Raw genomic sequence first — 21,913 nt, 5'->3', positions numbered from 1 at the left:
CCGGGAGGCGATCGCGATCCCCGAGGCCAGGCCGTTGCAGGACCGGGGGGTCCACCGACGGTTCAGCCGGTCCCGCGGCCGCCGGGGTGTCGTGGGCCTACGGACGCCGGCGGGGCTTGCCGCCCTTGCCGCCCTTGCCGCCCTTGGCTCCGCCGGAACCGCCGGAACCGCCGCGCGGGCTCTTCCCGGCCGACTTCCCGGACGCGGGCTTTCCGCTGCCGCCCCCGGTTCCGCGCCGTGCGCCGGCGCCGCCGGCCTTGCCGGCACCCGCCTCCGGCCGCTTGCCCTTCGCCTTCGGCTGCGGAGGGGTCTGCGGACGGCCCCGCGTGCTGTTCACGGTCCGGCCGCGGACGATCCCGATGAACTCCTCCACCAGATCCGGGGTGGGATCCGCCTGCGGCCACGACAGCGCCACCCGTGACGTGGGCGCGTCCGACACCGGCCGGTAGGTGAGGTCCCTGCGGTGGTGCAGACGGGCCAGGGACTGGGGTACGACGAGTACGCCCACGCCCGCCGCCACCAGCTCGATCGCGTCCGCCGTCGTGGCGGGCCGCTCGATCGCGGGCCGGCCCGGCAGCTTCTCCCAGTCCAGTGTGTCGTCGAGGGGCTGCCAGACGACCTCGTCGGCGAGGTCCTCGGTGGTGACCTCCTCGGCAGCCGCCACGACGTGGTCCTTGGGGACGACGACCACCGTCGTCTCGGTGTAGAGGGGGATCGCGCTGAGGTCCGTACGGTCGACCGGGAGCCGGACGAAGCCCGCGTCGGCGTCACCGGAGCGCAGTACGCCGAACACCTCGGCGGAGGAGACCTGGGCGAGGGCCAGCGGGACGTCGGGCAGCCGCTCGTTCCAGATCCGCACCCACTTCGCAGGGGTCACGCCGGGGACATAAGCGAGCCGAAACGCATGGGGTACTTCCGAGCCTGTCACCCCGCAAGGTTACCGGGCGTGGTCGGAACCCGTGCACACGCTCGATACCCTTGACCTCATGACGTCGCACCAGAACACCCAGACGATGAAGCCCGCTACCGCGGCGAAGAAGCTGGGCGTGTACCTCGAGGCCACCCCCGCAGCGTTCCAGGAGGGTGTCGTCTCGCGCAGTGAATTGAGTGCGCTCCAGGCCGACCCGCCCGAGTGGCTCCAGGAGCTGCGCCGCAACGGCCCCCACCCCCGCCCGGTGGTCGCCTCCAAGCTGGGCGTCTCCATCGCGGGCCTCGCCCGTGGCGGAGTCACCGAGCCCCTCACCACCGAACAGATCGAAGCACTGAAGCAGGAAGCCCCCGAGTGGCTCCAGCGGGAGCGGGCCACCCAGGCCGACGTCCGCAAGGAAGCGGTCCGCATCAAGGAGCGGAACGCCGAGCGGGCAGAGAAGGCGCGCGACCAGGAGTCCTGACCCGCGGCGCGGATCCCGTCAGGCCCGGCCCTCCCTCACGGGGAGGACCGGGCCTGACGCCGTCTTCCGGGTTCGTCGTCGCACCGGCTCACTGTGGAGGGTCGCCCGCCAGCAGGCGCACGGCCCGGTCGAGCCTGGCCCGCCTGGTCTCCGGCGTGAGCGCCTGCAGCAGCGGCAGGGCCACCAGATAGCGCCCGGTCCGGTCCAGCGCCTCGAAGGCCGCACGGGCCTCGGGGCGGGCTTCGAGCGCCGCTTCGAGGTCCTTCGGCACCCCCGCGGTCCGCTGCGACGCGTAGGCGCCGCCCCAGCGGCCGTCCGCCTGCGCCCGGCGCACCTCGGCCAGCCCCGGTTCACGCATCCGGCCCGCCGCGGTCAGCACGGCGACCTTGTCCACGTTCACCTGCGACCACAGGCTCTTCGCCCGCCGCGGCACGTACTTCTGCAGGTAGTGGAGCTCGTCGAGGGAACGCCGCTGCCCGGAGATCCAGCCGTAGCAGAGGCCGATGTCGACGAGCTCGTCGTCGGTGACCGACGGAATGCCGGACTTCTTCTTCGCGACCTTGATCCACACCCCTTCCCGGCGCGTGTGGTGCTCGGCGAGCCAGCTCTCGAACGCCTCGGCGTCCGCGAAGCCGACGATCTCCACCCCGTTGAGTTCGTCCATGCGCCACAGGCTATCGGCCGCCCCTGGGGGCCGGTCCGCGCTGCCACGGCTGACGCAGAACCGATTCCTGCGGGTCAGGCGGCCACGGTCTCCGGGCGGGTGTCGTCACGGTGCCCGGAGGCGGCCGAAGCGCGTGACGCGAACAGGGAGTCCAGTGCGAGGGCGCCGGGGCCGGTGAACACCAGCAGCAGGAAGGCCCAGCAGAACATCGCGGAGGCCTCGCCGCCGTTCTGCAGCGGCCAGAGCGCACCGGGCTGGTGCACCGTGAAGTACGCGTATGCCATCGAACCAGAGGCGACGAAGGCAGCCGTCCGGGTGCCCAACCCGAGCAGGACCAGGGCGCCGGCAACCAGCTGGATGGCGGCCGCGTACCAGCCGGGCCAGGTGCCGGCCGCGACGGTACCGCCGCCGTGGGCACCGCCGAGGACGCCGAAGAGGGAGGCCGCCCCGTGCGAGGCGAAGAGCAGGCCCGTGACGATCCGGAACAGGCCGACGGCGTAGGGCTGGGCATGGTCGAGACGTGCGTTCATGGGGGGAGGCTCCTTCGGTCGGGGACGGGTCCCGAAGTCGTGCCGAACTGCTCGAGCGCGAGCGAGCCATAGGTTAGGTAGGCCTAACAGTCGTGACAAGCGCGAGTTCCGGCCACCCCACCGGACGCTACGCCGGCTCCTGCGGGCCCCGTCGGCGGTGCGCGGGGCCTTCCCCCGCCCGGCCTGCCGGGGCCGGTCCGTGCGGGGATGCCGACGAGGGGGCGAGGGGCGAGGAGCGAGGAGACGCGGGGCGGGGAGACGAGAGGACGAGGAGACGAGGGGACCCCGCCGGTCCGTTCCCCTGTGACGCACCGGCAGGTCTTCGTCCCCCGCCGAGCCCAGGACCGGGCCGCACCCCCGCAGGTGCACTGCGCGCACGTTCCCTCGATCTTCCGCGCAAGACGTTCGGCGCCGGTCGGCCCGGTCGGCCCCGCCCGCTGGCGGTCCGCCTGCACGTGGGGTCCGCTGGAGGCGTGAGCATCCTCCCCGGCCCGGGCTGGTGGGCCGGCCTCCCGCCGGCGGCGGGAGCCGTCGTCATGGCCACGGGCATCCTCTCCGTCGCGCTGCACATGACGGGGCACGAGGCCCTGTCGCAGGTCGCCTTCGTCATCGCCGTCGCCCTGTGGCTCGTACTCGCCGTCGACTTCACGGCCCGGCTGCTCGGCGACCGCGGGCGGTTCCGTGCCGAGGCCGACACCCCGGCCGCCCTGACGGCCGTCGCCGCCACCACCGTCATCGGTACCCGGCTCTCCCTGTCCGGCTGGCAGAGCGCGGCCGCCGCCCTGCTCGCGCTGGCGGCGCTCCTCTGGCCCGGCCTCCTGCTCAACGTCGTGCGGCACTGGCGCCGCCGCATGCCCGGGGGCGCCTTCCTCGGCTGCGTGGCCACGCAGGGGCTGGCCGTCCTCGCGGCGGTGCTCGCCGCCGTCGACCGCCAGGACTGGCTGGCCCGAGCGGCGCTGGCCGCCTTCTGCCTCGGGCTGCTGCTGTACGTGGCCGCCCTCTTCCGCTTCGACCTGCGCGAGGTGGTGGGCGGGGCGGGCGACCACTGGGTGGCGGGCGGTGCCCTCTCCATCTCCGCCCTGGCCGGCTCCAAGCTCACCGCGTCACCCGTCTGGACCGGGTGGGCGCACACGGCCCTGCGTACCGTCACGCTCGTCGCCCTCGCCCTGTCCCTCGTCTGGTACGTCGTCCTCCTCACCGCCGAACTGCGCCACCCGCGGCCGCGCTACGACATCCGCCGCTGGGCCACCGTCTTCCCGCTCGGCATGACCTCCACCGCCTGCCTCTCCGTCGCGGACCCGGCCGGCATCGCCTGGCTGGTGCCGCTGGGCGAAATCCTGCTCTGGACCGCCGTGGCCGCCTGGCTGTTCACCTTCGCCGCACTGGTCGCCTCCCACCTCGCCGCCCGGCGCGCACCGACCCCGTAGGGGTCGTCGTGCCGATCAGGCCGGGCTCGCGGCGCCCGACACCGCGCCCGGCCCGGCCCGATCGGCAGGACACCCCGCCGGGCGCCGTTCCTGTGGCGCGCTCGACGCCCGGTCAGTAGGGTCCCGGCATGGCGTACACGTTCCAGGTGACCATCGACTCGCCCGACCCGCACCCGCTCGCCGACTGGTGGGCCGACGCCCTCGGCTGGGAAGTGGAGCCCAGCGACGAGCAGTTCATCCGCGGCCTGATCGCCGCGGGGCACGCGACCGAGGACGACACCACCACCCACCGCGGCACCCTCGTCTGGAAGACGGGCGCGGCGATCCGCCACCCGGAGGGGCTCGAAGGCGCGCCCCGCATCCTCTTCCAGCTCGTCCCGGATCCCAAGACCGTCAAGAACCGGGTGCACCTCGACGTGCGGACCGGCGACGACGACCCGCAGGCACTGGTCGAACGCCTCGTCGCCAAGGGCGCGAAGCACCTCCACGAGGGCCGCCAGGGCCCCAGCGTGTGGACGACCCTCGCCGACCCCCAGGGCAACGAGCTCTGCGTCTCACACTGAGGCGCCCGGACAGCTCACGCCGCACCGGCCCCGCCCCGACCCCGCGCGCGGGCGCCCGGCACGGCCTACGCTTCCACGGGTGAACGTCATCCTCTTCGGCGCGACCGGGATGCTCGGCCGGGGCGTCCTGCGCGAATGCCTGCGCGACGACTCCGTCGACGGCGTCCTGGCCATCGGACGCCGCCCGCTCGGCGTCACCCACCCCAAGCTGCGCGAGCGGGTGCAGGACGCCCCGTCCGACCTGGCCGCCGCCGGGGTCGACCCGGCCGCGTACGACGCCTGCTTCTTCTGCCTCGGCGTCTCCTCCGTCGGCATGAAGGAGGAGGAATACCGGCGCGTCACCCACGACCTGACCCTCGCCGTGGCCCGGCCGCTGGCCGCCGCCAACCCCGGAATGACCTTCGTCTACGTCTCCGGGGAGGGCACCGACAGCACCGGACGGGGCCGTTCCATGTGGGCCCGCGTCAAGGGGCGGACCGAGAACGACCTGCTGGAACTCCCCTTCCGTGCCTACATGTTCCGCCCGGGCATCGTCCAGCCGGTGCGCGGCGTAACGTCCAGGACCCGGCTCTACCGCGTCCTCTACGCCGTCACCGCGCCGCTGGTCCCGCTGCTGCGGCGGTTCGCACCCGACCTCGTCATCACCTCCGAGGCCTTCGGCCGTGCCATGATCGCCGTCGCCACTCCCGGTACCGAGGTCCCCGGCCACGTGCTGCGGCCCGCGGACATCAACCGCCTGGGAGGCGCCCGGACCAGGCGTAATTGACTACCGGGCGCACCCTCCCGCAGGCGAGAATGAGCCATCTCAAACCGGGAGGACCCCATGAGCCAGGAGACCCTGACTCTGCATGACCTGCTGCCCGCCCAGGCGCTGGCCGACTCGATCGACGCCGGGTACGTGACCCGCAAACCGCACCCCGAGCTGCCGCTGTCCATCTACACGTACACGCGGACGGCCCAGTACGAGCGCGTCTGGAACGAGGTCACCACGCGCTGCCGCGGTCTCGTCGCCGACGACGAGACCGGCGCGATCGTCGCCCTGCCGCTGCCGAAGTTCTTCAACGTCGGCGAGCACGAGTCGGGTCAGCCGTACGCCCCGGCCCTCCCCGACGAGCCGTTCGAGGTGTACGACAAGGTCGACGGCAGCCTCGCGATCGTCTTCCACTACGCGGGCCGCTGGCGGGTCGCCTCCAAGGGGTCCTTCATCAGCGCCCAGGCCGTCTGGGCGCAGCGGCGGCTGGACGGCGCGGACACCGCGGCGCTGCAGCCGGGCACCACCTACCTCGCGGAGATCCTCTACCCGCAGAACCGCATCGTCGTCGACTACGGGGACCGTCGCGACCTCGTCCTCCTCGCGGCCTTCGGCCCGGACGGCACCGAGGTCCCGCTCGCCGAGGCCGCGGCCCACTGGGACGGGATCGGCTCCGTCGTCACGGTGTGGCCCGCCATGCCCCTCGACGAGCTGCTCGCGCTGACCGAGTCCAACACCCTGCCCGGCGGGACCTCCGCGAACGGCATGGACGCCGAGGGCTTCGTACTGCGTTTCGCCTCCGGCGTGCGCGCCAAGGCCAAGCTGTCCGAATACGTACGGCTCCACAAGGTGCTCACCGGCGTGACCGCGCGGGACATCTGGCGCGGCCACGGCGTGCAGCGCTTCGCCGGCCTGCCCGCCAAGCAGCTCGCGCAGGGCCTGAACTGCACCGTCGCCGACATCGAGGCCTCGGGCGGAAAGCCCCTGGACGCGCTTCTGGAGCAGGTGCCCGACGAGTTCGACCACTGGGTGCGCGAGGTCATCGCCGGCCTGGAGGAGGCCGCCGCCCGCCACGAGCGCGCGATCGACGAGGCGTACGCGGGCCTCGCCCACTTGGCCGCCGACCGGGGTGCCTTCGCCCGGGCGGTCGCGCAGCTGCCCGACCGCACCGTCCGGCCCGCGATGTTCATGCGGCTCGACGGTCGGCCGACCGAGCTCACGACCTGGCGCCGGGTACGGCCGGAGGCGGCCGACCCGTACATCACCGACGAGGAGAACAGGACCGTGTCCGAGGAGGACGACCGGACCGCGTCCGCGCAGGAGCGGACGCCCGCCGCCGTGCCCGCCCGCACCCCCGGGGCGGCGCCGCGGATCCCGGCACCGGTGGCGGACCGGACCGACCGCCCCGCGCGGCGGGAGGCCCCGCTGCCCGTCGTCCACGTCATGACGGGCCTGCCCGCCTCGGGCAAGACGACGGCCGCGCGGGCCCTCCAGGCCGAGGCCGGCGGCCGTATGCGCCGGGTCAACCTCGACGACCTGCGGGCCATGCTGGACCTGCCGGACCCGGCGCGGGGCCGCAGCTTCGCGCACGAGCAGACCGTGCTGGCGGTCCAGGACGCGGCGATCCGCGCGGCCGTCGACGGCGGCTTCGACGTGGTCGTCGACAACACCCATCTGACCAAGCACATCCCGAAGCGGCTGAAGGCGGCGGTCGGCGGTCTCGCGACCTTCGTCGTGCACGACTTCACCGACGTCCCGCTGGAGGAGTGCCTGCGCCGGGACGCCGCCCGTGAGCGCCAGGTCGGCGAGGAGATCATCCGCGTCCTGGCCGAGAAGCACCGCAACGCCCGCAAGGGCGGCTGGCGGCTGACGACGCAGTGGATGAACGGCGGTTCCGGCGCGGTGGCCGCGCCGCCCGTGACGCCGTACGTCCCCGACCCGGCGCTGCCGACGGCGGTGATGTGCGACATCGACGGCACGCTCGCGCTCACCGGCGACCGGGGGCCGTACGACTTCACGCGCTGCGAGCTCGACCTGCTCAACGAGTCGGTACGGCACGCGCTGGACGCCTTCCGGCGCGCGGACGGCGACGTGATCGTCCTGCTGTCGGGCCGTGGCGAGGAGTACCGGCCGCAGACCGAGGCGTGGCTGCGCCGCCACGCCGTTGCTTACGACGAGCTGTGGATGCGTGCGGCGGGCGACACCCGCCGCGACGACGTGGTCAAGGCGGAGCTGTTCGACGCGCACGTCCGCCACCGGTACGCGGTGCGGGTGTCGCTCGACGACCGGGACCGCGTCGTCGCGGTCTGGCGCCGGATGGGCCTGCCCACCTGGCAGGTCAACTACGGCGACTTCTAGAGTGCGGAGGTCTGGAGTGCCCGGGTGAGGACCGTCCTGATCGTCGATGCCGCGAACGTCGTCGGGTCCGTGCCGGACGGCTGGTGGCGCGACCGGCGCGGCGCCGCCGAACGGCTGCGCGACAGGCTGGCCGCCCGGGTCGTCGGCCGGGAGGACGACGAGGAGATCGTTCTCGTCGTCGAAGGCGCCGCCCGCGGTGTCGGGTCCGTGCCCGGCGTACGGGTCGAGGCGGCGCCCGGCAGTGGTGACGACCTGATCGTGGAGCTGGCCGCCGCCCGTGCGGAGGACGGCTGCCCGGTGGTCGTGGTCACGGCCGACCGCGAACTGCGGGCACGGGTCCGGGCGTACGGTGCGCGGTGCGTGGGACCGCGCACCGTACGCCCGGTGGACTGACCACGGGTCAGCGGCAGTACTTCACCTCGGAGAGGTTCTTGACGTAACGGGCGGATACCCAGCGCTCCTTCTCGTACGCCTTCGCGCGGTTGGGGTCCTGGCGGTCCTCGCGGTCCTCACGGTCCTCGCGGTCCTCGCGGTCCTCACGGCCGGAGCCGTTCTCCCAGTTGTCGCGGTCCTCGTGCAGGCGGTACCAGATGCGGTTGCCGGCGACGTTCTCGCCGTACTTCTTGCACTCGATCTCGACCCTGCTGTTCGGCTGCACGTGGCCGACGGCGCGGGACGCGGTGGTCGGCTTGCTGCGGACCTTCAGCGGGCCCTTGGAGACGACCTTGCCGAAGGCGTACTTGTGGTACGGGTACTCGCCGGGCTGCGCGGACGCGGGCACCTCACCCACGATGATCTCCCGCGGACCCTCGTCCGCGACGGCGGCGCCCACCCCGACCAGACCGAGAACCAGGCTTCCGGTGGCGAGAGCGAGGGTGGTTCTGGTGGGCTTCAGCATGAGCCGACTCCTCTGTGAAGACGTCCGACCGGCCGCGGCGCGCGGCACGGGATGGCAACCGACGTTGCCAGGGACGACTATGGCCAGGAGGGGAGCCGCAGCCCCGATGACTCACCGGCTTTTAGCCCGATATGACCAATCTGTCCACCGGGGTGTGGCGGCCGTGCCCGCCCCCGTACGGGCACGGCCGCGCAGCGGGGCCCCGGGGGGACGGGGCCGGCTGCCGGCCGTGCGGCCGACAGAGCAGCAATCTACGGGCGCGACGCCCTCGGCCGCGCCCATCCAAGGGTTGAGACCGGCCTACCGCGTTGGGTGGCGGTCCCCTACAACCAGGGGAGTAGACAAGGGGGTTGACGTGCACTTCACCGGACGAACGGCGGCGGTCCGGGTCCGCGCCACGCGTGCGGCAGCCGGCCGGAACGTGTACGCCGTCCGCCCGCGGGTCGCCGCGGCGCGACCGGGAGGGGACGACGCGGATGCCGTCCGGACGCGTCGTCGATGACCAGTTCCTGATCCGGTCAGACGTGACCGCCCTGCTGAACGCCGCCCCGGGCCAGGAGGTCGCGGGCGAGGCGGCCGCCGGGGACGAGGCCGTGCGGCTCGCCGCCGAGACCCGACCCGACGTCGTCCTCGTGGACATCCGCAGGCCCGGCACGGAGGGCATCGCCGCCGCCGAAGTGGTCCTCGCCGACGGCGGGGACACCACGGACGGCGGGCCCAAGGTGCTCGTCCGGACCCCCTTCGACTCCGCCGAGTACGTCTTCCACGCCCTGCGGCCGGCGCCGACGGCTTCCTCGTCAAGGACACCCCGTCCGAGCGGCTCCGCGCCGCCGTCGCCACCGTGCACGCCGGCGGGATGCCCTTCAGCCCGCGGGCCCTGCGCGGACTGATCGACACCTATGGCGCCCCGACGGCCGACCGGCAAGGCTCACCGGTCACGCCCCCGCACGGCGCCGGCCGCCCGAACGCCCTGTCCGCCGGGGCTCCCGGATGCGGCGGCGGGCGGGGCGCGCCAGAGTGGGCGCATGGGTATCGATGACTACGGCGGCGGAGCCGGCGCACACGAGAGCGGCGTGCTCGTCGTGACGACCAACGACGTCCCCGGCTACCGGGTCGAGCGGGTCATCGGCGAGGTCTTCGGACTCACCGTGCGCTCCCGCCATCTGGGCAGCCAGATCGGCGCCGGACTCAAGTCGATGATCGGCGGTGAGCTGAAGGGCCTCACCAAGACCCTGGTCCAGACCCGCAACCAGGCGATGGACCGGCTCATCGAACAGGCCAAGGCGCGCGGCGCGAACGCCGTGCTGATGATGCGCTTCGACGTCACCGACGCGGCCGACGTCGGGACCGAGGTGTGCGCCTACGGGACGGCCGTCGTCCTGGTCCCCGCCTCCGCCTGAGGCGTCCTTGTACGGTGGTTCCCCTCCGGAGACGAAGGGGCGGGCCGATGGGTCGACGCAAGTCAGCGGCAGAGGTGTTCGACGCGCTGGGGGAGCGGTACGAGGAAGTGTTCGGGCAGGTGCCCGGCCAGATCGAGGCCCTCGACTGGCTCACCGCCCGGCTGCCCGCGGGAGCCCGCGTACTGGACGTGGGCAGCGGCACCGGACGGCCCACCGCCGAGACACTGGTCCGGGTCGGCTGCGACGTGACCGGCATCGACGTCTCGGCGGCCATGGTCGCCCTGGCCCGCGCCAGGGTCCCGGGAGCCCGCTTCGAACAGGCCGACGTACGCACGTACACGCCGCAGCCCGGCGGCTTCGACGCGGTGTGCTCCTTCTTCCCGCTGCTGGTCATGGACCAGCCGGAGGTGGCGGCGGCGCTGGACCGGATGGCGTCCTGGACCGCACCCGGCGGGTACTTCGTGATGGCCACGGTGCCGGGGGACATCCGGGGCCTGGACATCGAGTGGATGGGACACGAGGTCACCGTCAGCAGCCTGTCCACGGAGGACCACCTGGCCCGGCTCGCCGACGGGGGCCTGGAGGTCCTGCACCACCACGCCGCGACGTTCCGGCCCGTCGGCGACGGGGCGGTTCCCGAGGAACACCTGTTCTGTTACGCCCGCCGCAGCCCCTGACCGCCCCCCTGGGCCGCGCCGGACCTCGCCGGAGGCTCCGTGGCGGATGCTCTCGCGGTCAGGCGCCGGACGGCCCTGGTGCAGCTGGTGGCCCGGCGGCCTCGGCTTCACGACACGTCCACCCGTGCGGGGAACCGGTGGACATGCCCGGAACGCCCGCTGAACGACGCCGGGTCGGAAAGTTTTTCCGGTGGCGCGGCAACCTCCCGGCGGGTCGCGCGTCGTGCGGGGGTGAAGGGGCGCAGTCCGCGTCCCCGACCCGACCGTGGAGAACCACCGTGAAGAACCTGAAGCGTGTCCCCCTGGCCGTCCGCCGCACGGCGGTCGCCGCGGCCGCCGCGGGGACGGCCGTCGCCCTCGCCGGCCCGGCCCACGCCGCCGGCGGCGGCTCGGCCGCGCCCTCCCCGTCGGTGAGCGTCCCGGCTGGCGCCTCGCCCAGCGTCTCGCCCAGCCAGGGCGGCCCCGCGCCTGCTCCCTCGATCAGCACCCCGCCGCGCAACGGCAAGGACGCAGCCGGCGCGTCTCCCAGCGCCGCCCCCAGCGCCTCCCCGAGCGTCCCGGGGACCGGGGCCGGGCCCAGCGCGTCCCCCTCGGCGCCCGCCGCGGCGCCCGCCGCGGCGCCCGACGGGGCCGATCTCGCGCATACTGGCTCCTCGGCGACGACCGTCGCGATGGGGGCAGGGGCGACCGGTCTGATCCTCGCCGGCGCCGGAGCCCTCTACGCCGTGCGGCGCCGCGCGAACAGCTGAGGACCTCCGTGCTCCACCTCGCACCACCCGTCGGCCCCCTCACGCCCGGTTTCGGCCCGGTGTGGCGGGGCCTGTGGTCGTTGCTGCGCCGCGAGCGCTCCACCGCCCCGCGCGTCGCCCCCCGGTCGTACGGTCCGGCATACGGAACCGCGTACGAGGCCGGGCCGTCGCCCGCGCACGGCCACCCGGGCGACGGCGACTCCGGGCAGCCCACCGTCACCGAGCTCTACCACGCGCACCGGCTGAGCATGGTCCGGCTGGCGGTGCTGCTCGTCGACGACCTCGCCACCGCCGAGGACGTGGTCCAGGATGCCTTCACCGCCCTGTACCGGCGCCACGGCGAGCAGATCGCAGACGTCGACAACGCCCTCGGATACCTGCGCACCTCGGTCGTCAACACCGCGCGCTCCGTCCTGCGCCGCCGGCGCACCGTTCGGTCCTGGACCCCGCCTCCGGCGGTCGACGAACCGTCCGCCGAGGACCACGTCGTCCTGGACGAGGCGCACCGCGAGGTGCTCGCCGCGCTCGCCCGTCTCACGCCCCGCCGCCGGCAGGTCCTCGTCCTGCGGTACTGGGCCGACCTCAGCGAGGCGGAGATCGCGACCACCCTGGGGATCAGCCGGGGAGCGGTGAAGTCCAACGCGAGCCGCGGCCTGGACGCGCTGGAACGGAATCTGGAGGGACGGATATGACGCCTGTCGGCGAGCGCCCCGGCGAACACCCGGGCGAGCGCCCCGTGGAGCGCAGGCTGCGCCAGGCGCTCGACGCGCGCGCGGACGGCGTCGACGTCCGCCGGCTGCGTCCGGCGAGCCCGCCGGGCGCGCGGGCGGGCCGGCGGCCGGTGGGGAGGCTGCGGCGGTTCGCGCTGCCGCTCGCCGGTCTGGTGGCGGCCGCGGCCGCCGGGATCGGGTACCTGCTCCTCGGCCCGGACGCGGGGCCGGACCCACAGCTGCCCGCCACTCCGCCGGAGGTCACGGCCCCGGGGCCGTCCACCGGGCCCCCGCCGGCACCCTCGCCGAGCCGGCCGAGCCCGGCCCCGAGCGGGGCCGCGCCGTCGGGCCCCTCGGGGTCCCCGGCCCCCGGCCGGTCGCTGAGCCCGTCGGCTCAGGCCTCTCCGCAGCGCTCGGGACCGGTGACGCCGTCGTACGGTTCGTCCGTCGCGCCCGGCGCGGTGACCACATCGTCCCCGCCGCCGCCCGGGCAGTAGGGCGGTGCGGACCGGACCGGGCTGCCCGATGCGGTCCGGTCCGGTCCGCACGGCCTACGCCGTGCGGAGGTTCTCCACGGCCACCACCAGCGGCGCCAGTTCCGGCTTGCCCGCCGCCTCGTCCAGGGCCTCCCGCAGGGCGGTGTCGTTCGTGGGGCGGGCCGCGGCCAGCAGCGCGAGTCCGGACTCGCTCACGTCGGTGTAGATGCCCCGGCGGTCGGTGTCGCAGATGTAGCGGTTGAGCAGGCCGCGGTCCTCCAGCCTGCTGACCAGTCGGGTCGTCGCACTCTGGCTGAGCACCACCGAGTCGGCGACCTGGTGCATCCGCAGATGTCCGCCCGGTCCGTCGTGCTGGCGGCTGAGGACGTCGAGCAGCGAGTACTCGCGGACGCTGAGGCCGTGGCCGGCCTGCAGGGCCCGTTCGATGTGCGCCTCGATCCGGCCGTGCAGGAGCGAGAGGGCGCACCAGCCCTGGGAGAGGGCGGTGAGCGCGCTGTCCGTAGCCGTCATGGGCTCTCCTCCGTCGAAAGCGTCGAACGCGCCGTGCGGGCGTGTGACCACCAGGATATGCCAGCACTGCAATATCCCGCGCTTGCAAATATCCCGCGTCTGCAATTAATGTGGACGCACGTAAACGGCGGCAGCATTGATGAGCGCAGGCCGCACCCGCACCACCACCTCCCTGAAGGGCACTTCCCCATGCCTCTCGCACTTCTCGCCCTCGCCGTCGGGGCCTTCGGGATCGGCACCACCGAATTCGTGATCATGGGCCTGCTCCCCGAGGTCGCCTCGGACTACGGAGTCTCGATCCCCACCGCGGGCTTCCTGGTCACCGGCTACGCCCTCGGCGTCGTCCTCGGCGCCCCCCTCATGACCGTGCTCGGCACCCGCATCCCCCGCAAGCGCATGCTGATGCTGCTCATGGGCCTCTTCATCGCGGGCAACGTGCTCTCCGCCCTCGCCCCCGCCTTCGGCATGATGCTCAGCGGCCGCGTCGTCGCCTCGCTCGCCCACGGTGCCTTCTTCGGCATCGGCGCGGTCGTGGCCGCGGAGCTCGTCGCCCCCGAGAAGAAGGCCGGCGCGATCGCCATGATGTTCACCGGCCTGACCGTGGCAAACGTCGTCGGCGTCCCACTCGGCACCCTCGTCGGACAGACCGTCGGCTGGCGCGTCACCTTCGTGATCGTCGCCGCGCTCGGCGTCGTCGGCCTGCTCGGCATCGCCCGCCTGGTGCCCGACCTGCCCCGGCCCGAGGGCGGAGTGCGCATCCGCCGCGAGCTCGCCGCCTTCCGCAACGTCCAGGTGCTGCTCGCGATGGCCATGACCGTGCTCGGCTTCGGCGGCGTCTTCGCCGCGATCACCTACATCACGCCGATGATGACCCACGTCGCCGGCTTCGCGAACTCCTCCGTCACCTGGCTCCTCGTCCTCTTCGGCCTCGGCATGGTCGCCGGCAACCTCATCGGCGGCCGATACGCCGACCGCGCCCTCATGCCCATGCTCTACGTGTCCCTGGGCGCCCTCGCCGTCACCCTCGCCGTCTTCACCCTCACCGCCCACACCAAGGCGGGCGCCGCCGTCACCGTCGTACTGATCGGCGCCCTCGGCTTCGCGACCGTGCCCCCGCTCCAGAAGCGGGTCCTCGACCAGGCCGCCGGAGCGCCCACCCTGGCCTCCGCCGTCAACATCGGCGCCTTCAACCTAGGCAACGCCCTCGCCGCCTGGCTCGGCGGGCTCGTGATCGCCGCCGGGCTCGGCTGGACCGCCCCCAACTGGGTCGGCGCCGCACTCGCCGCCTCCGCCCTGGTGCTGGCCCTCGTGTCCGGAGCGCTGGAGCGCCGTACGGCCGGACGCGCGGCCCGCTCCGGCGGCCGGGTGGTCGCGGCCGCCGCTGCGGCTCCCGCCGCGGCTCCCGGGACGACCGCCGCCGTACCCGCCCGCCACTGATCCCCCTTCCCCGTACGAACCCGCGCAAGGAGAAACCGGCATGTCCACCGCCACCCGCACCCCCACCGCCACCCGCACCGCCGTCGCCCCGCTGACCACCGAGGACGCCGAGCTGCTCGTCGCCGTCGCCACGTCCGCCGCCGAAGCGGCCGCGGCCACCGTCAGCGTCACCGTCCTCGACGCCGGCGGCCACCTGCTGGCCTTCCGCCGCGACGACCGGGCCGTACTGATCTCCGGCGAGACCAGCACCCGCAAGGCCTACACGGCCCTCCAGCTCGACGCGCCCACCGCCGACCTCCTCGACGCGGTCCGCCCCGAAGGCCCCTTCCACACGCTGCCCACGGCCCTCGACCGTCCCCTGCTGTTCATCGCGGGCGGGCTGCCCGTCCACCGCGACGGCCGGCTCATCGGCGCCGTGGGCGTCGGAGGCGGCGCCCCGGACCAGGACCACGCCTTCGCCTCCGCGGCGCTCGACGCCCTGGTCTGAGACCGCCGGGTCGCGCGCCGGTGTCCCCCGTGCCACTTTGGTACGGGGGACACGGGTACATGATGCGGAAGACGAAGAGGCACAGGAGGGTCCACGCCATCGCGACGGCAGGTGTCGCCGCGCTGGTCACCCTTGCCCTCCCGGGGTGCACGGCAGCGTCCGACGAGATCCGCGCCCCCAGCCCCACCGCCCCCGGCGCCGCCGGTACGACGACCACCCCGGCCGCCGCCCCCACCCCGCCGGCCCCGTCCCCGACCTACGCCCTGTCCACGGCCCCGCGCACCATCCCGGCCGTACGGGAACACGAGCCGGCCCGCGGTCCCGGCTGGAAGGCCGCCCCCGGCGCCCGCGTGGTCGTCGCGCAGGACGACGCGGCCGCGCTCGCCGACGAGGCCCGGCTGCTCGCCGGCGAACTGGGCCTCGCCTACGGCGAGTCGGCGGTGCCGCGCGCCGGCGACGTGGAGCTCTCGGTGGAGGGCTCGGGCAAACCCGAGTCGTACACCCTCACCGTCAAGGACGGCCGCGTACGCATCAACGGCCCCGACGAAGCAGGCGTCTTCTACGGCACCCGCACCCTCAAGCAGGCCGTGCGCGCCGCGGGCTCGGCCCCCGAGGGCACGGTACGGGACGGCCCGGCCAAGCCCCAGCGCGGCCTCAACCTCGACATAGCGCGCAAGCACTTCACGCCCGACTGGATCAAGGGGCGGCTGCGCGAGATGGCCGACCTCAAGCTCAACCAGCTCGGCCTGCACTTCTCCGACGACCAGGCCTTCCGGATCCAGTCCGACAGCCATCCCGAGATCGTCTCCACCCCGCACCTCACCAAGGCGCAGGTCCGCGACATCACGGCGCTCGCCTCCCGGCTGCACATCACGGTGGTCCCGGAGATCGACTCGCCCGGACACCTCGGCGCCGTCCTGCGCGCCCACCCCGATCTGCAACTGCGCGACGTCAACGGCAAGGCGGTCAAGGGAGCGGTGGACATATCCAACCCTGCCTCGGCCAAGCTCGTCGACGACCTGCTGCGGGAGTACCGGCCGCTCTTCCCCGGCGGTGCCTGGCACCTCGGCGCCGACGAGTACCAGGCCCTGGTCGTCCGGGACCCGCAGGCTTCTTTCCCGCAGCTCACGCGCGCGGCGCAGCAGCGCTACGGGCCCGCAGCCCGTGTGCAGGACCTGGCCACGGGGTGGCTGAACGACCGCGCCGGCGTGGTCCGCCCGTCGGGCAAGGCGCTCAAGGCGTGGAACGACGGCTTCTTCGGCGGCGGGGTGACCGACGCCGCCAAGGACATCCAGGTCGAGTACTGGACCGGCAAGGAGATCGGCGCCCGCCCGCCGCTGGAGTACCTGCGCGAGGGCCGCAAGCTGGTGAACCTCAACGACGAGTACCTGTACTACGTGCTAGGCGAGCCGAACCAGTTCACCTACCCCACCGGCCGGCGGATCTACGAACAGTGGACGCCGCTGGTGCTGCGCGGCACCACCCCCGTTCCGGCCTCCTACGACGGCCAGATCCTCGGCGGGCGCCTCGCCGTCTGGGCCGACCTGTCCGGCGCACAGACCCAGGACCAGGTGGCGGCGGGCATTCGGCTGCCGCTGGCGGCGCTGTCCCAGAAGGTGTGGGACGCGCGGACGCCGCAGCTGCCCTGGTCGGACTTCCAGGCCCTCGCCGGCCGGCTTTGAGCGGGCGGCTCCTGAGCGGCCGGACCGGCCCCGGGCCGGACCGGCTCCGGAGCGCGTACGCCCGTCCGCTCACGCCTCCGCGCGCGGCCTGACCCGTCGGCGGCGGTGGTGGGCCCACTCGACGGCCGGCGGCAGGGCCGTCACCACCGTCAGGACCCAGGCGGCGGAACAGCTCCAGAGCAGCGCCTCGGACACGGTCACCGAAGCCGCGACGAACAACGCCGTCGTCACCGCGGCCCACACCCCGGCCCAGGCGGCGCGGCGCCGCCGGCGCCCAGACCGCATCATCCGGTCGAGGCCGCGGTCACCCTTGAGTTCTGCCTCGATCGCGGAGAGGGCGCGCTGCTCGCGATCGGAGAGGCCGGCTCCGTCCATTACGACGCACCTCCGCGGGCTGCCGCCGCCGGGCGCGGACCGCAGCCTGTGGGCTGCGAATACCCGGCCTGACGCGCGTCAACCCCCGGAGGCCGCCGTGGCCGCCGAGCGACGTCACCAGATGGACTCGACCCACTCCGGGTGGTCGATGAACGGGTTGCGGTTGTGCTGGTAGACGTCGAATATGACCTGGTTGCGGCGCTGCTCGAAGGCGTCCGGCGGGTCCATCTGGTTCCACTGCTTCAGCAGGCTGATCCGGCCGAAGAGCGGGGCGGAACCGTTGTTCACCTTGTCGTTCATCTCCAGGTCCGCGAAGCCGTCCCCGCCCTGGTAGCGGACGGCCATGTAGAGCAGCATGCGGGCCACGTCGCCCTTGACCGCGTCGCGGGGCTCGAAGGAGTCGGCGTCGGTCAGGCTGCCCGGTGCCTCGCTGACGGGGCTGCCGCCCTTGTCGAAGTCCTTGTTGCCGCGGGTGCTGTTGACGGTGACGTCCTCGGGCCGCAGGTGGTGCAGGTCGGTTCCCGGGCCGGTGGCCGTGCCGAAGTCGCCGTGGCTCTTGGCCCAGACGTGCTCGCGGTTCCAGTCGTTGGCGCCGCCGCCGTTCGTCGACTTGGACTGCGAGCGGCCGGAGTAGAGGAGGATGACGTTGTTCGGGTTCGCCGGGTCCTGGTCGGTCGCCTTCAGGGCGTTCCACACCCCGTCGTAGCTGACCTTGGACTGCGTCTTGATGATGTCGTGCAGGGCCGCCTTCAGGGCGGCACCGGTCTTGCCCTCGGCGGGCGCGTAGTACGCGTCGTACGACGCGGCCGCGGCGGGGGCGGCCCCGGGGGTCCGGGGCGCCGCCGTGCCCTGCTGGCCCGCGGACGCGGCCGCCGGTACGGCGATCAGGGCGACGGCGGCGAGGCCGGCTGCCCAGGGGGTCAGGCGCGAGATTCTCATCGGGTGGGGGGTACCTCTCCGTACGCACCGTCCCCGCCCGGGGAATTGGCGGGGGATCAGGTGGCAGAGCGAGGATTGCATTGTCATGTGCCCATCAGGCAAAAAACTTGTGTCGGGGAGGTGGAAGCCAGGGTGTGCGCCCCCGTCGCCGCGGGCAGGGTAGCGATGGCCCCGGCGGGGCCGCCCGATCGTGAACCGCCTTGTCGACAGCCTCGTCAGGAGCAGCCATGGCAGTGAAGATCCTCATCGTGACCGGCGACGCGGCCGAGTCGCTGGAGGTGCTGTATCCGTACCAGCGCCTGCGCGAGGAGGGGTACGAGGTCCACATCGCGGCCCCGCAGGTGAAAAAACTGCGCTTCGTGGTCCACGACTTCGAGGACGGCTTCGACACCTACACCGAGAAGCCCGGCTACACCTGGCCGGCCGACCTGGCCTTCACGGACGTGGTGACGGAGGACTACGCGGCGCTGGTCGTCCCGGGCGGCCGGGCGCCCGAGTACCTGCGCAACGACCCCGAGGTGCGACGGATCCTGGCCGCCTTCGCACAAGCCGACAAGCCGATCGCACAGATCTGCCACGGCCCGCTCATCACCGCCGCCGCCGGGGGCCTGGCCGGCCGCCGGGTGACCGCGTACCCGGCGCTCGAGCTGGACATGAAGGCCGCGGGCGCCGACTTCGAGGACTCCGAGACGGTGGTCGACGGCACGCTGGTCTCGGCCAGGGCGTGGCCCGACCACTCGCGCTGGATGCGGGAGTTCCTGACGGTCCTGCGCGGCAAGGCCCCCCGTGGCCTGACCTGACCTGACCTGACCTGACCGGCGCGGCCGTCCGGGCGCCGCGCGGAGCGCGGACGTACGGGTGGCGGCGACCCCGGCACAGGGGTCACCGCCACGCGTCTGGGCGGGCGTCAGCTGCCCGTGGTGATCGCCGGAGCCGGCTCGTACTTGTAGTTCGAGCCGAAGTTCTTCTTCACGGCCGCTTCCCAGGATCCGTCCTGGACCATCTTCTTCAGCGCGTCGTTGATCTTGCGCTGGAGTTCCTTGTCGCCCTTCTTGACCCCGATGCCGTAGTTCTCGTTGCTGAGGCTCTGGCCCGTCAGCTTGAACTTGCCCTCGTTGCCCTTGCGGGCGGCGTACCCGGCCAGGATCGCGTTGTCGGTGGTCATCGCGTCGACGCGGCCTTCCCGGAGGGCGACGATGCAGTCCGAGTAGTTGCCGAGCTCCAGCAGGGCGGCCTTGGGCGCGAGGTTCTTCTTGAGGTTCTCGGCGGAGGTGGAACCGGTCACCGAGCACATCGTCTTCGAGTTGAGGTCCTCGGCCTTGGAGATCGAGGTGTCCTCGGCGCGGGTCAGCAGGTCCTGGTGGGCCACGAAGTACGGGCCCGCGAAGTCGACCTTCTCCTTGCGCTTCTCGTTGATCGAGTAGCTCGCGACGACGAATTCGACCTCGTTGTACTGCAGCAGCAGCTCGCGGTCATTGCTGAGGACCTGCTTGAACTCGATCTGGTCCGGCTTGTAGCCGAGTTCCTTGGCCACGTAGGTGGCGACGTCCACATCGAAACCGGTGAAGGTGCCGCCGGTCTCCCGCATGCCGATGCCGGGCTGGTCGAACTTGATGCCGATGGACAGGGTCCCCTGGTCCTCGTCTCCACCACCGCATCCCGAGGCGGTCAGGGCGAGGGCGATCACTGCGGCGACCGCACCGGCCTGGGGAACCTTCATGCTTGCACTCTTTCCTGGGGGAACGCGGGACGCGTCACCGGGATCGCCGGGCGTGTGGAACCGCGGGAACGTACGACACGTCGAGACATGTGTACGAGGAAGCTAGGAAGAGGGCGACCTTAGCGTCACTACATTTGAGCGAAACTTGAGGATAACGATCCGGCTCGACCGTAATTTCTTCGGTGAAACCGGGTCTCACCAGGAGAAAGGTGGCGGGTGTGGGAACAGGTTCGGTACGGGTGGATGGAAATGCGCTGCTTTTGGGAGAAGGGGTGCAGATCCGGTTCATACGGACCCTGCGCCTGCCTGAATCGGGAACGCACGCGCTGCCGCCGGGGCTGGGGGAATTCCCGCTGCGCCGGGTCGAGGACCACCCCGACACGGTCCCGCCGGAGTGGCTGGCGAAGGGCGGCGTGATGCTGCCCGTGTACCTGCGCGAGGCGATGTGGCTGAGCTTCGGCGGGACCCGGACCCCCGCCGCGCTCCAGGTCGGCGTCGGCAAGGTGTGCGCCGTCTCCGGCGCGCGCTGGAGCGGCAGGCTGGCGCGCTCCCCGCAGAACTACGTGGTGCTGCCGCGGCAGCCCTGGCTGGACGGCATCAACTCCGGGGACGGGACGGTGCGCCAGTTCGTCGCCGTGCCGCTGGGGCTCGGCGCGACGGTCGAGGGGCAGGTCACCGGGGAGGAGACCACCGGCGGCGTGCAGCTCCAGGCGTTCGAGCTGGGCCGCGAGGCGCTGGCGCAGTGGCACCGGGCCGAGCGGGCGCGACTGGCGCCGCCCCCGCCACCGCCCGGGAGCCAGGGGCTGTACGGAGCTCCGGCCGCGCAGGCCCCCATGGGCGCGGGCTTCGGCGGCCCGGTCCCCGCCCCGATGATGGCCCCGCCCGCGCCGGCGGGGGCCCCGGCGCCCCGGTCGGCGGCTCCCGGCGGCAGGTCGGGTCCGCCCGCGGCCCCCGCGATGGGGCTCGGCGTCGGCGGCAGCATGCACCAGGAGGTCTACCGGGACGAGCGCCCGCTCTCCGACTGGGCCGAGGAGCCGGCCGCGCGGGTCTTCGTACACCTGGTGCCCCCGCCCGCGTGGCGCGCGATCACCGGGGAGGAAGCGCCGCCCTCGCCGGTCGACCGTGCCGCCTACACCAGGGCGGGGCTGCCCTGGTTCGACTACTACGACGAATCGGCCACCGACCTGGCGCCGGCCGATGCCCTGAGCGGGGTCAAGCCGGTGGGGGAGTGGCTCGGCGACGACCACGCCCCGTGGGTGGAGCCCGCCTCCGGCCAGGTCAAGCCGCTCGGGAACGCCCCGAGGCCGGGCAAACCCGTACAGGACGGCGACTGGTAGCCGCGGGGGGCGCCGACGGCGCGACCGGATCGGCCCGACTGGCCTGGAACGTACGGCCGTTCGGGCCGAGACGGGGTGCCCGTGGGATCATGGGCGGGCAGTACCCGCAAACGAAGGGGGAGTTCGGTGACCGGTGTACGCAAAGGACTGGCGAAGGTGGAGGTCGCGCTGCGGTGGGACCCCAGCCCGGCCGGCACTCCCGCGAACGACCTCGACATCGTCGCAGCCGTCTACGCGGCCGCTGATCCGCACGGGACCCCCGTCCAGCTCGTGCACTTCGGCAGCCGGTCGCCGGACGGAACCATCAACCTCAACCGGGACAGCCACACCGGCCAGGGCTTCGGCTTCGACGAGGTGATGACGCTCGAACTGCAGAGGATGGGGCCGCAGTTGGGCCGTGTGGTGATCGGTGTGGTCATCCAGGACACCGGCACCGGAGCGGGCGGGGGCGAAGGCCGGGCGAAGACCTTCGCCGATGTCGCCGGCACGGGCTTCCGGATCCGGGAGGGTCACACCGACCTCGCCCAGGGCGATTTCGCGGGCGTGCCCGCCGCCACCGCCGCCACGGTCGCCGAGTTCACCCGGGACGCCTCGGGCGCCTGGTCGTTCGATGTGCGACTGGAGGGCTTCGACGCCGACCCGGAGGAATTCACCCGGGCCATGGGCGGGGTCCGCTGAATGCGGCGGAGATCGCCGCGGAGCCGCTCAGAGCGGGCGGCGGCCACTCGGGTGCCGAGTGCCAGCCCCTCCCAGTCGGTGTTGCCGACGCCCGAGACGGTGAGGGTGGCGGCCAGCCGGCCGGTCGTGGTGC

General features: G+C 73.3%; 26 protein-coding genes. 18 read left to right on the top strand and 8 right to left on the bottom strand.

Features of this window, described 5'->3' with window-relative positions:
- Positions 1-97: 97 nt before the first annotated feature.
- A complete protein-coding gene (locus AB0F82_RS00130) occupies positions 98-928 on the bottom strand; it encodes a LysR family transcriptional regulator substrate-binding protein (RefSeq protein ID WP_362622011.1) in 831 nt (276 codons plus the stop codon).
- A gap of 58 nt (positions 929-986) precedes the next feature.
- Between AB0F82_RS00130 and AB0F82_RS00125 the strand changes: the two genes are divergently transcribed.
- On the top strand, positions 987-1,391 hold the full coding sequence (locus AB0F82_RS00125; protein WP_362622008.1) for a DUF5997 family protein: 405 nt from the start codon (positions 987-989) through the stop codon (positions 1,389-1,391).
- A gap of 88 nt (positions 1,392-1,479) precedes the next feature.
- Here AB0F82_RS00125 and AB0F82_RS00120 read toward each other — a convergent pair whose 3' ends face one another.
- On the bottom strand, positions 1,480-2,055 hold the full coding sequence (locus AB0F82_RS00120) for a YdeI/OmpD-associated family protein (protein ID WP_362622005.1): 576 nt from the start codon (positions 2,053-2,055) through the stop codon (positions 1,480-1,482).
- A gap of 74 nt (positions 2,056-2,129) precedes the next feature.
- On the bottom strand, positions 2,130-2,585 hold the full coding sequence (locus AB0F82_RS00115; RefSeq protein ID WP_356814980.1) for a DoxX family protein: 456 nt from the start codon (positions 2,583-2,585) through the stop codon (positions 2,130-2,132).
- 473 nt (positions 2,586-3,058) lie between these two features.
- Between AB0F82_RS00115 and AB0F82_RS00110 the strand changes: the two genes are divergently transcribed.
- The 5 genes from AB0F82_RS00110 (at position 3,059) to AB0F82_RS00090 (ending at position 8,077) form a co-directional block, all read left to right on the top strand.
- Positions 3,059-4,012, top strand: a complete 954-nt coding sequence (locus AB0F82_RS00110; protein WP_362622003.1) for a tellurite resistance/C4-dicarboxylate transporter family protein — start codon at positions 3,059-3,061, stop codon at positions 4,010-4,012.
- A gap of 128 nt (positions 4,013-4,140) precedes the next feature.
- Positions 4,141-4,575 (top strand): VOC family protein, encoded by a 435-nt coding sequence (locus AB0F82_RS00105; protein ID WP_362622001.1) that lies wholly within the window; start codon positions 4,141-4,143, stop codon positions 4,573-4,575.
- 79 nt (positions 4,576-4,654) lie between these two features.
- A complete protein-coding gene (locus AB0F82_RS00100) occupies positions 4,655-5,341 on the top strand; it encodes an epimerase (protein ID WP_362621998.1) in 687 nt (228 codons plus the stop codon).
- 57 nt (positions 5,342-5,398) lie between these two features.
- A complete protein-coding gene (locus tag AB0F82_RS00095) occupies positions 5,399-7,684 on the top strand; it encodes an AAA family ATPase (RefSeq protein WP_362621995.1) in 2,286 nt (761 codons plus the stop codon).
- Positions 7,685-7,708: 24 nt separating this feature from the next.
- A complete protein-coding gene (locus AB0F82_RS00090; protein WP_362621992.1) occupies positions 7,709-8,077 on the top strand; it encodes an NTP pyrophosphohydrolase in 369 nt (122 codons plus the stop codon).
- A gap of 7 nt (positions 8,078-8,084) precedes the next feature.
- Here the strand turns inward: AB0F82_RS00090 and AB0F82_RS00085 are convergent, their stop codons facing one another.
- On the bottom strand, positions 8,085-8,582 hold the full coding sequence (locus AB0F82_RS00085) for a hypothetical protein (RefSeq protein WP_362621989.1): 498 nt from the start codon (positions 8,580-8,582) through the stop codon (positions 8,085-8,087).
- Between the two features lie 476 nt (positions 8,583-9,058).
- Between AB0F82_RS00085 and AB0F82_RS00080 the strand changes: the two genes are divergently transcribed.
- The 6 genes from AB0F82_RS00080 (at position 9,059) to AB0F82_RS00055 (ending at position 12,615) form a co-directional block, all read left to right on the top strand.
- Positions 9,059-9,472 carry a response regulator gene (locus AB0F82_RS00080; protein WP_362621986.1) on the top strand — a complete coding sequence of 138 codons (414 nt, stop codon included), beginning with the start codon at positions 9,059-9,061 and terminating at the stop codon, positions 9,470-9,472.
- Positions 9,473-9,607: 135 nt separating this feature from the next.
- Entirely contained in the window at positions 9,608-9,982 is a 375-nt protein-coding gene (locus AB0F82_RS00075; protein ID WP_356814973.1) for a YbjQ family protein, read from the top strand.
- Positions 9,983-10,029: 47 nt separating this feature from the next.
- Positions 10,030-10,659, top strand: coding sequence for a class I SAM-dependent methyltransferase (locus AB0F82_RS00070; RefSeq protein WP_362621983.1), 630 nt, complete (start codon positions 10,030-10,032; stop codon positions 10,657-10,659).
- A gap of 278 nt (positions 10,660-10,937) precedes the next feature.
- Complete coding sequence (locus tag AB0F82_RS00065; protein WP_362621980.1) at positions 10,938-11,408, top strand: LPXTG cell wall anchor domain-containing protein; 471 nt, start codon at positions 10,938-10,940, stop codon at positions 11,406-11,408.
- A gap of 8 nt (positions 11,409-11,416) precedes the next feature.
- Positions 11,417-12,100 carry an RNA polymerase sigma factor gene (locus AB0F82_RS00060; protein WP_362621977.1) on the top strand — a complete coding sequence of 228 codons (684 nt, stop codon included), beginning with the start codon at positions 11,417-11,419 and terminating at the stop codon, positions 12,098-12,100.
- Positions 12,097-12,615, top strand: a complete 519-nt coding sequence (locus AB0F82_RS00055) for a hypothetical protein (protein ID WP_362621974.1) — start codon at positions 12,097-12,099, stop codon at positions 12,613-12,615. The genes AB0F82_RS00060 and AB0F82_RS00055 overlap by 4 nt, the downstream gene beginning before the upstream one ends.
- Before the next feature lie 54 nt (positions 12,616-12,669).
- Here AB0F82_RS00055 and AB0F82_RS00050 read toward each other — a convergent pair whose 3' ends face one another.
- Positions 12,670-13,125 carry a MarR family winged helix-turn-helix transcriptional regulator gene (locus AB0F82_RS00050; protein WP_362621972.1) on the bottom strand — a complete coding sequence of 152 codons (456 nt, stop codon included), beginning with the start codon at positions 13,123-13,125 and terminating at the stop codon, positions 12,670-12,672.
- Between the two features lie 189 nt (positions 13,126-13,314).
- Here AB0F82_RS00050 and AB0F82_RS00045 point away from each other — a divergent pair, with 189 nt between their 5' ends.
- The 3 genes from AB0F82_RS00045 to AB0F82_RS00035 all read left to right on the top strand — a co-directional run bounded on the left by AB0F82_RS00045 (position 13,315) and on the right by AB0F82_RS00035 (position 16,731).
- Positions 13,315-14,562 (top strand): MFS transporter, encoded by a 1,248-nt coding sequence (locus AB0F82_RS00045; RefSeq protein WP_362621969.1) that lies wholly within the window; start codon positions 13,315-13,317, stop codon positions 14,560-14,562.
- 40 nt (positions 14,563-14,602) lie between these two features.
- A complete protein-coding gene (locus AB0F82_RS00040; protein ID WP_362621966.1) occupies positions 14,603-15,049 on the top strand; it encodes a GlcG/HbpS family heme-binding protein in 447 nt (148 codons plus the stop codon).
- A 62-nt stretch (positions 15,050-15,111) separates the two neighbouring features.
- Positions 15,112-16,731 (top strand): beta-N-acetylhexosaminidase, encoded by a 1,620-nt coding sequence (locus tag AB0F82_RS00035; RefSeq protein WP_362623365.1) that lies wholly within the window; start codon positions 15,112-15,114, stop codon positions 16,729-16,731.
- Between the two features lie 69 nt (positions 16,732-16,800).
- Here AB0F82_RS00035 and AB0F82_RS00030 read toward each other — a convergent pair whose 3' ends face one another.
- Both AB0F82_RS00030 and AB0F82_RS00025 read right to left on the bottom strand, forming a co-directional pair.
- Positions 16,801-17,106 carry a DUF3040 domain-containing protein gene (locus tag AB0F82_RS00030; protein ID WP_362621963.1) on the bottom strand — a complete coding sequence of 102 codons (306 nt, stop codon included), beginning with the start codon at positions 17,104-17,106 and terminating at the stop codon, positions 16,801-16,803.
- 114 nt (positions 17,107-17,220) lie between these two features.
- Positions 17,221-18,045 carry an endonuclease I family protein gene (locus AB0F82_RS00025; RefSeq protein ID WP_362621960.1) on the bottom strand — a complete coding sequence of 275 codons (825 nt, stop codon included), beginning with the start codon at positions 18,043-18,045 and terminating at the stop codon, positions 17,221-17,223.
- 227 nt (positions 18,046-18,272) lie between these two features.
- Here AB0F82_RS00025 and AB0F82_RS00020 point away from each other — a divergent pair, with 227 nt between their 5' ends.
- Positions 18,273-18,845, top strand: coding sequence for a DJ-1/PfpI family protein (locus tag AB0F82_RS00020; RefSeq protein ID WP_362621958.1), 573 nt, complete (start codon positions 18,273-18,275; stop codon positions 18,843-18,845).
- A 107-nt stretch (positions 18,846-18,952) separates the two neighbouring features.
- On the opposite strand, the gene AB0F82_RS00015 is transcribed toward AB0F82_RS00020, so the two are convergent.
- Positions 18,953-19,765, bottom strand: coding sequence for a glutamate ABC transporter substrate-binding protein (locus AB0F82_RS00015; RefSeq protein ID WP_362621955.1), 813 nt, complete (start codon positions 19,763-19,765; stop codon positions 18,953-18,955).
- 218 nt (positions 19,766-19,983) lie between these two features.
- Here AB0F82_RS00015 and AB0F82_RS00010 point away from each other — a divergent pair, with 218 nt between their 5' ends.
- Together AB0F82_RS00010 and AB0F82_RS00005 are read left to right on the top strand one after the other, a co-directional pair.
- Positions 19,984-21,102 carry a hypothetical protein gene (locus tag AB0F82_RS00010; RefSeq protein WP_356814961.1) on the top strand — a complete coding sequence of 373 codons (1,119 nt, stop codon included), beginning with the start codon at positions 19,984-19,986 and terminating at the stop codon, positions 21,100-21,102.
- A gap of 126 nt (positions 21,103-21,228) precedes the next feature.
- Positions 21,229-21,780 (top strand): TerD family protein, encoded by a 552-nt coding sequence (locus AB0F82_RS00005; RefSeq protein WP_362621953.1) that lies wholly within the window; start codon positions 21,229-21,231, stop codon positions 21,778-21,780.
- The last annotated feature ends 133 nt before the right edge of the window (positions 21,781-21,913 follow it).

Origin of the sequence: Streptomyces virginiae, assembly GCF_040638905.1 — a bacterium.
Classification (GTDB): domain Bacteria; phylum Actinomycetota; class Actinomycetes; order Streptomycetales; family Streptomycetaceae; genus Streptomyces; species Streptomyces virginiae_B.
Note: the sequence above shows the minus strand (reverse complement) of the source record. Positions and strands in the feature narration are given on the sequence as shown.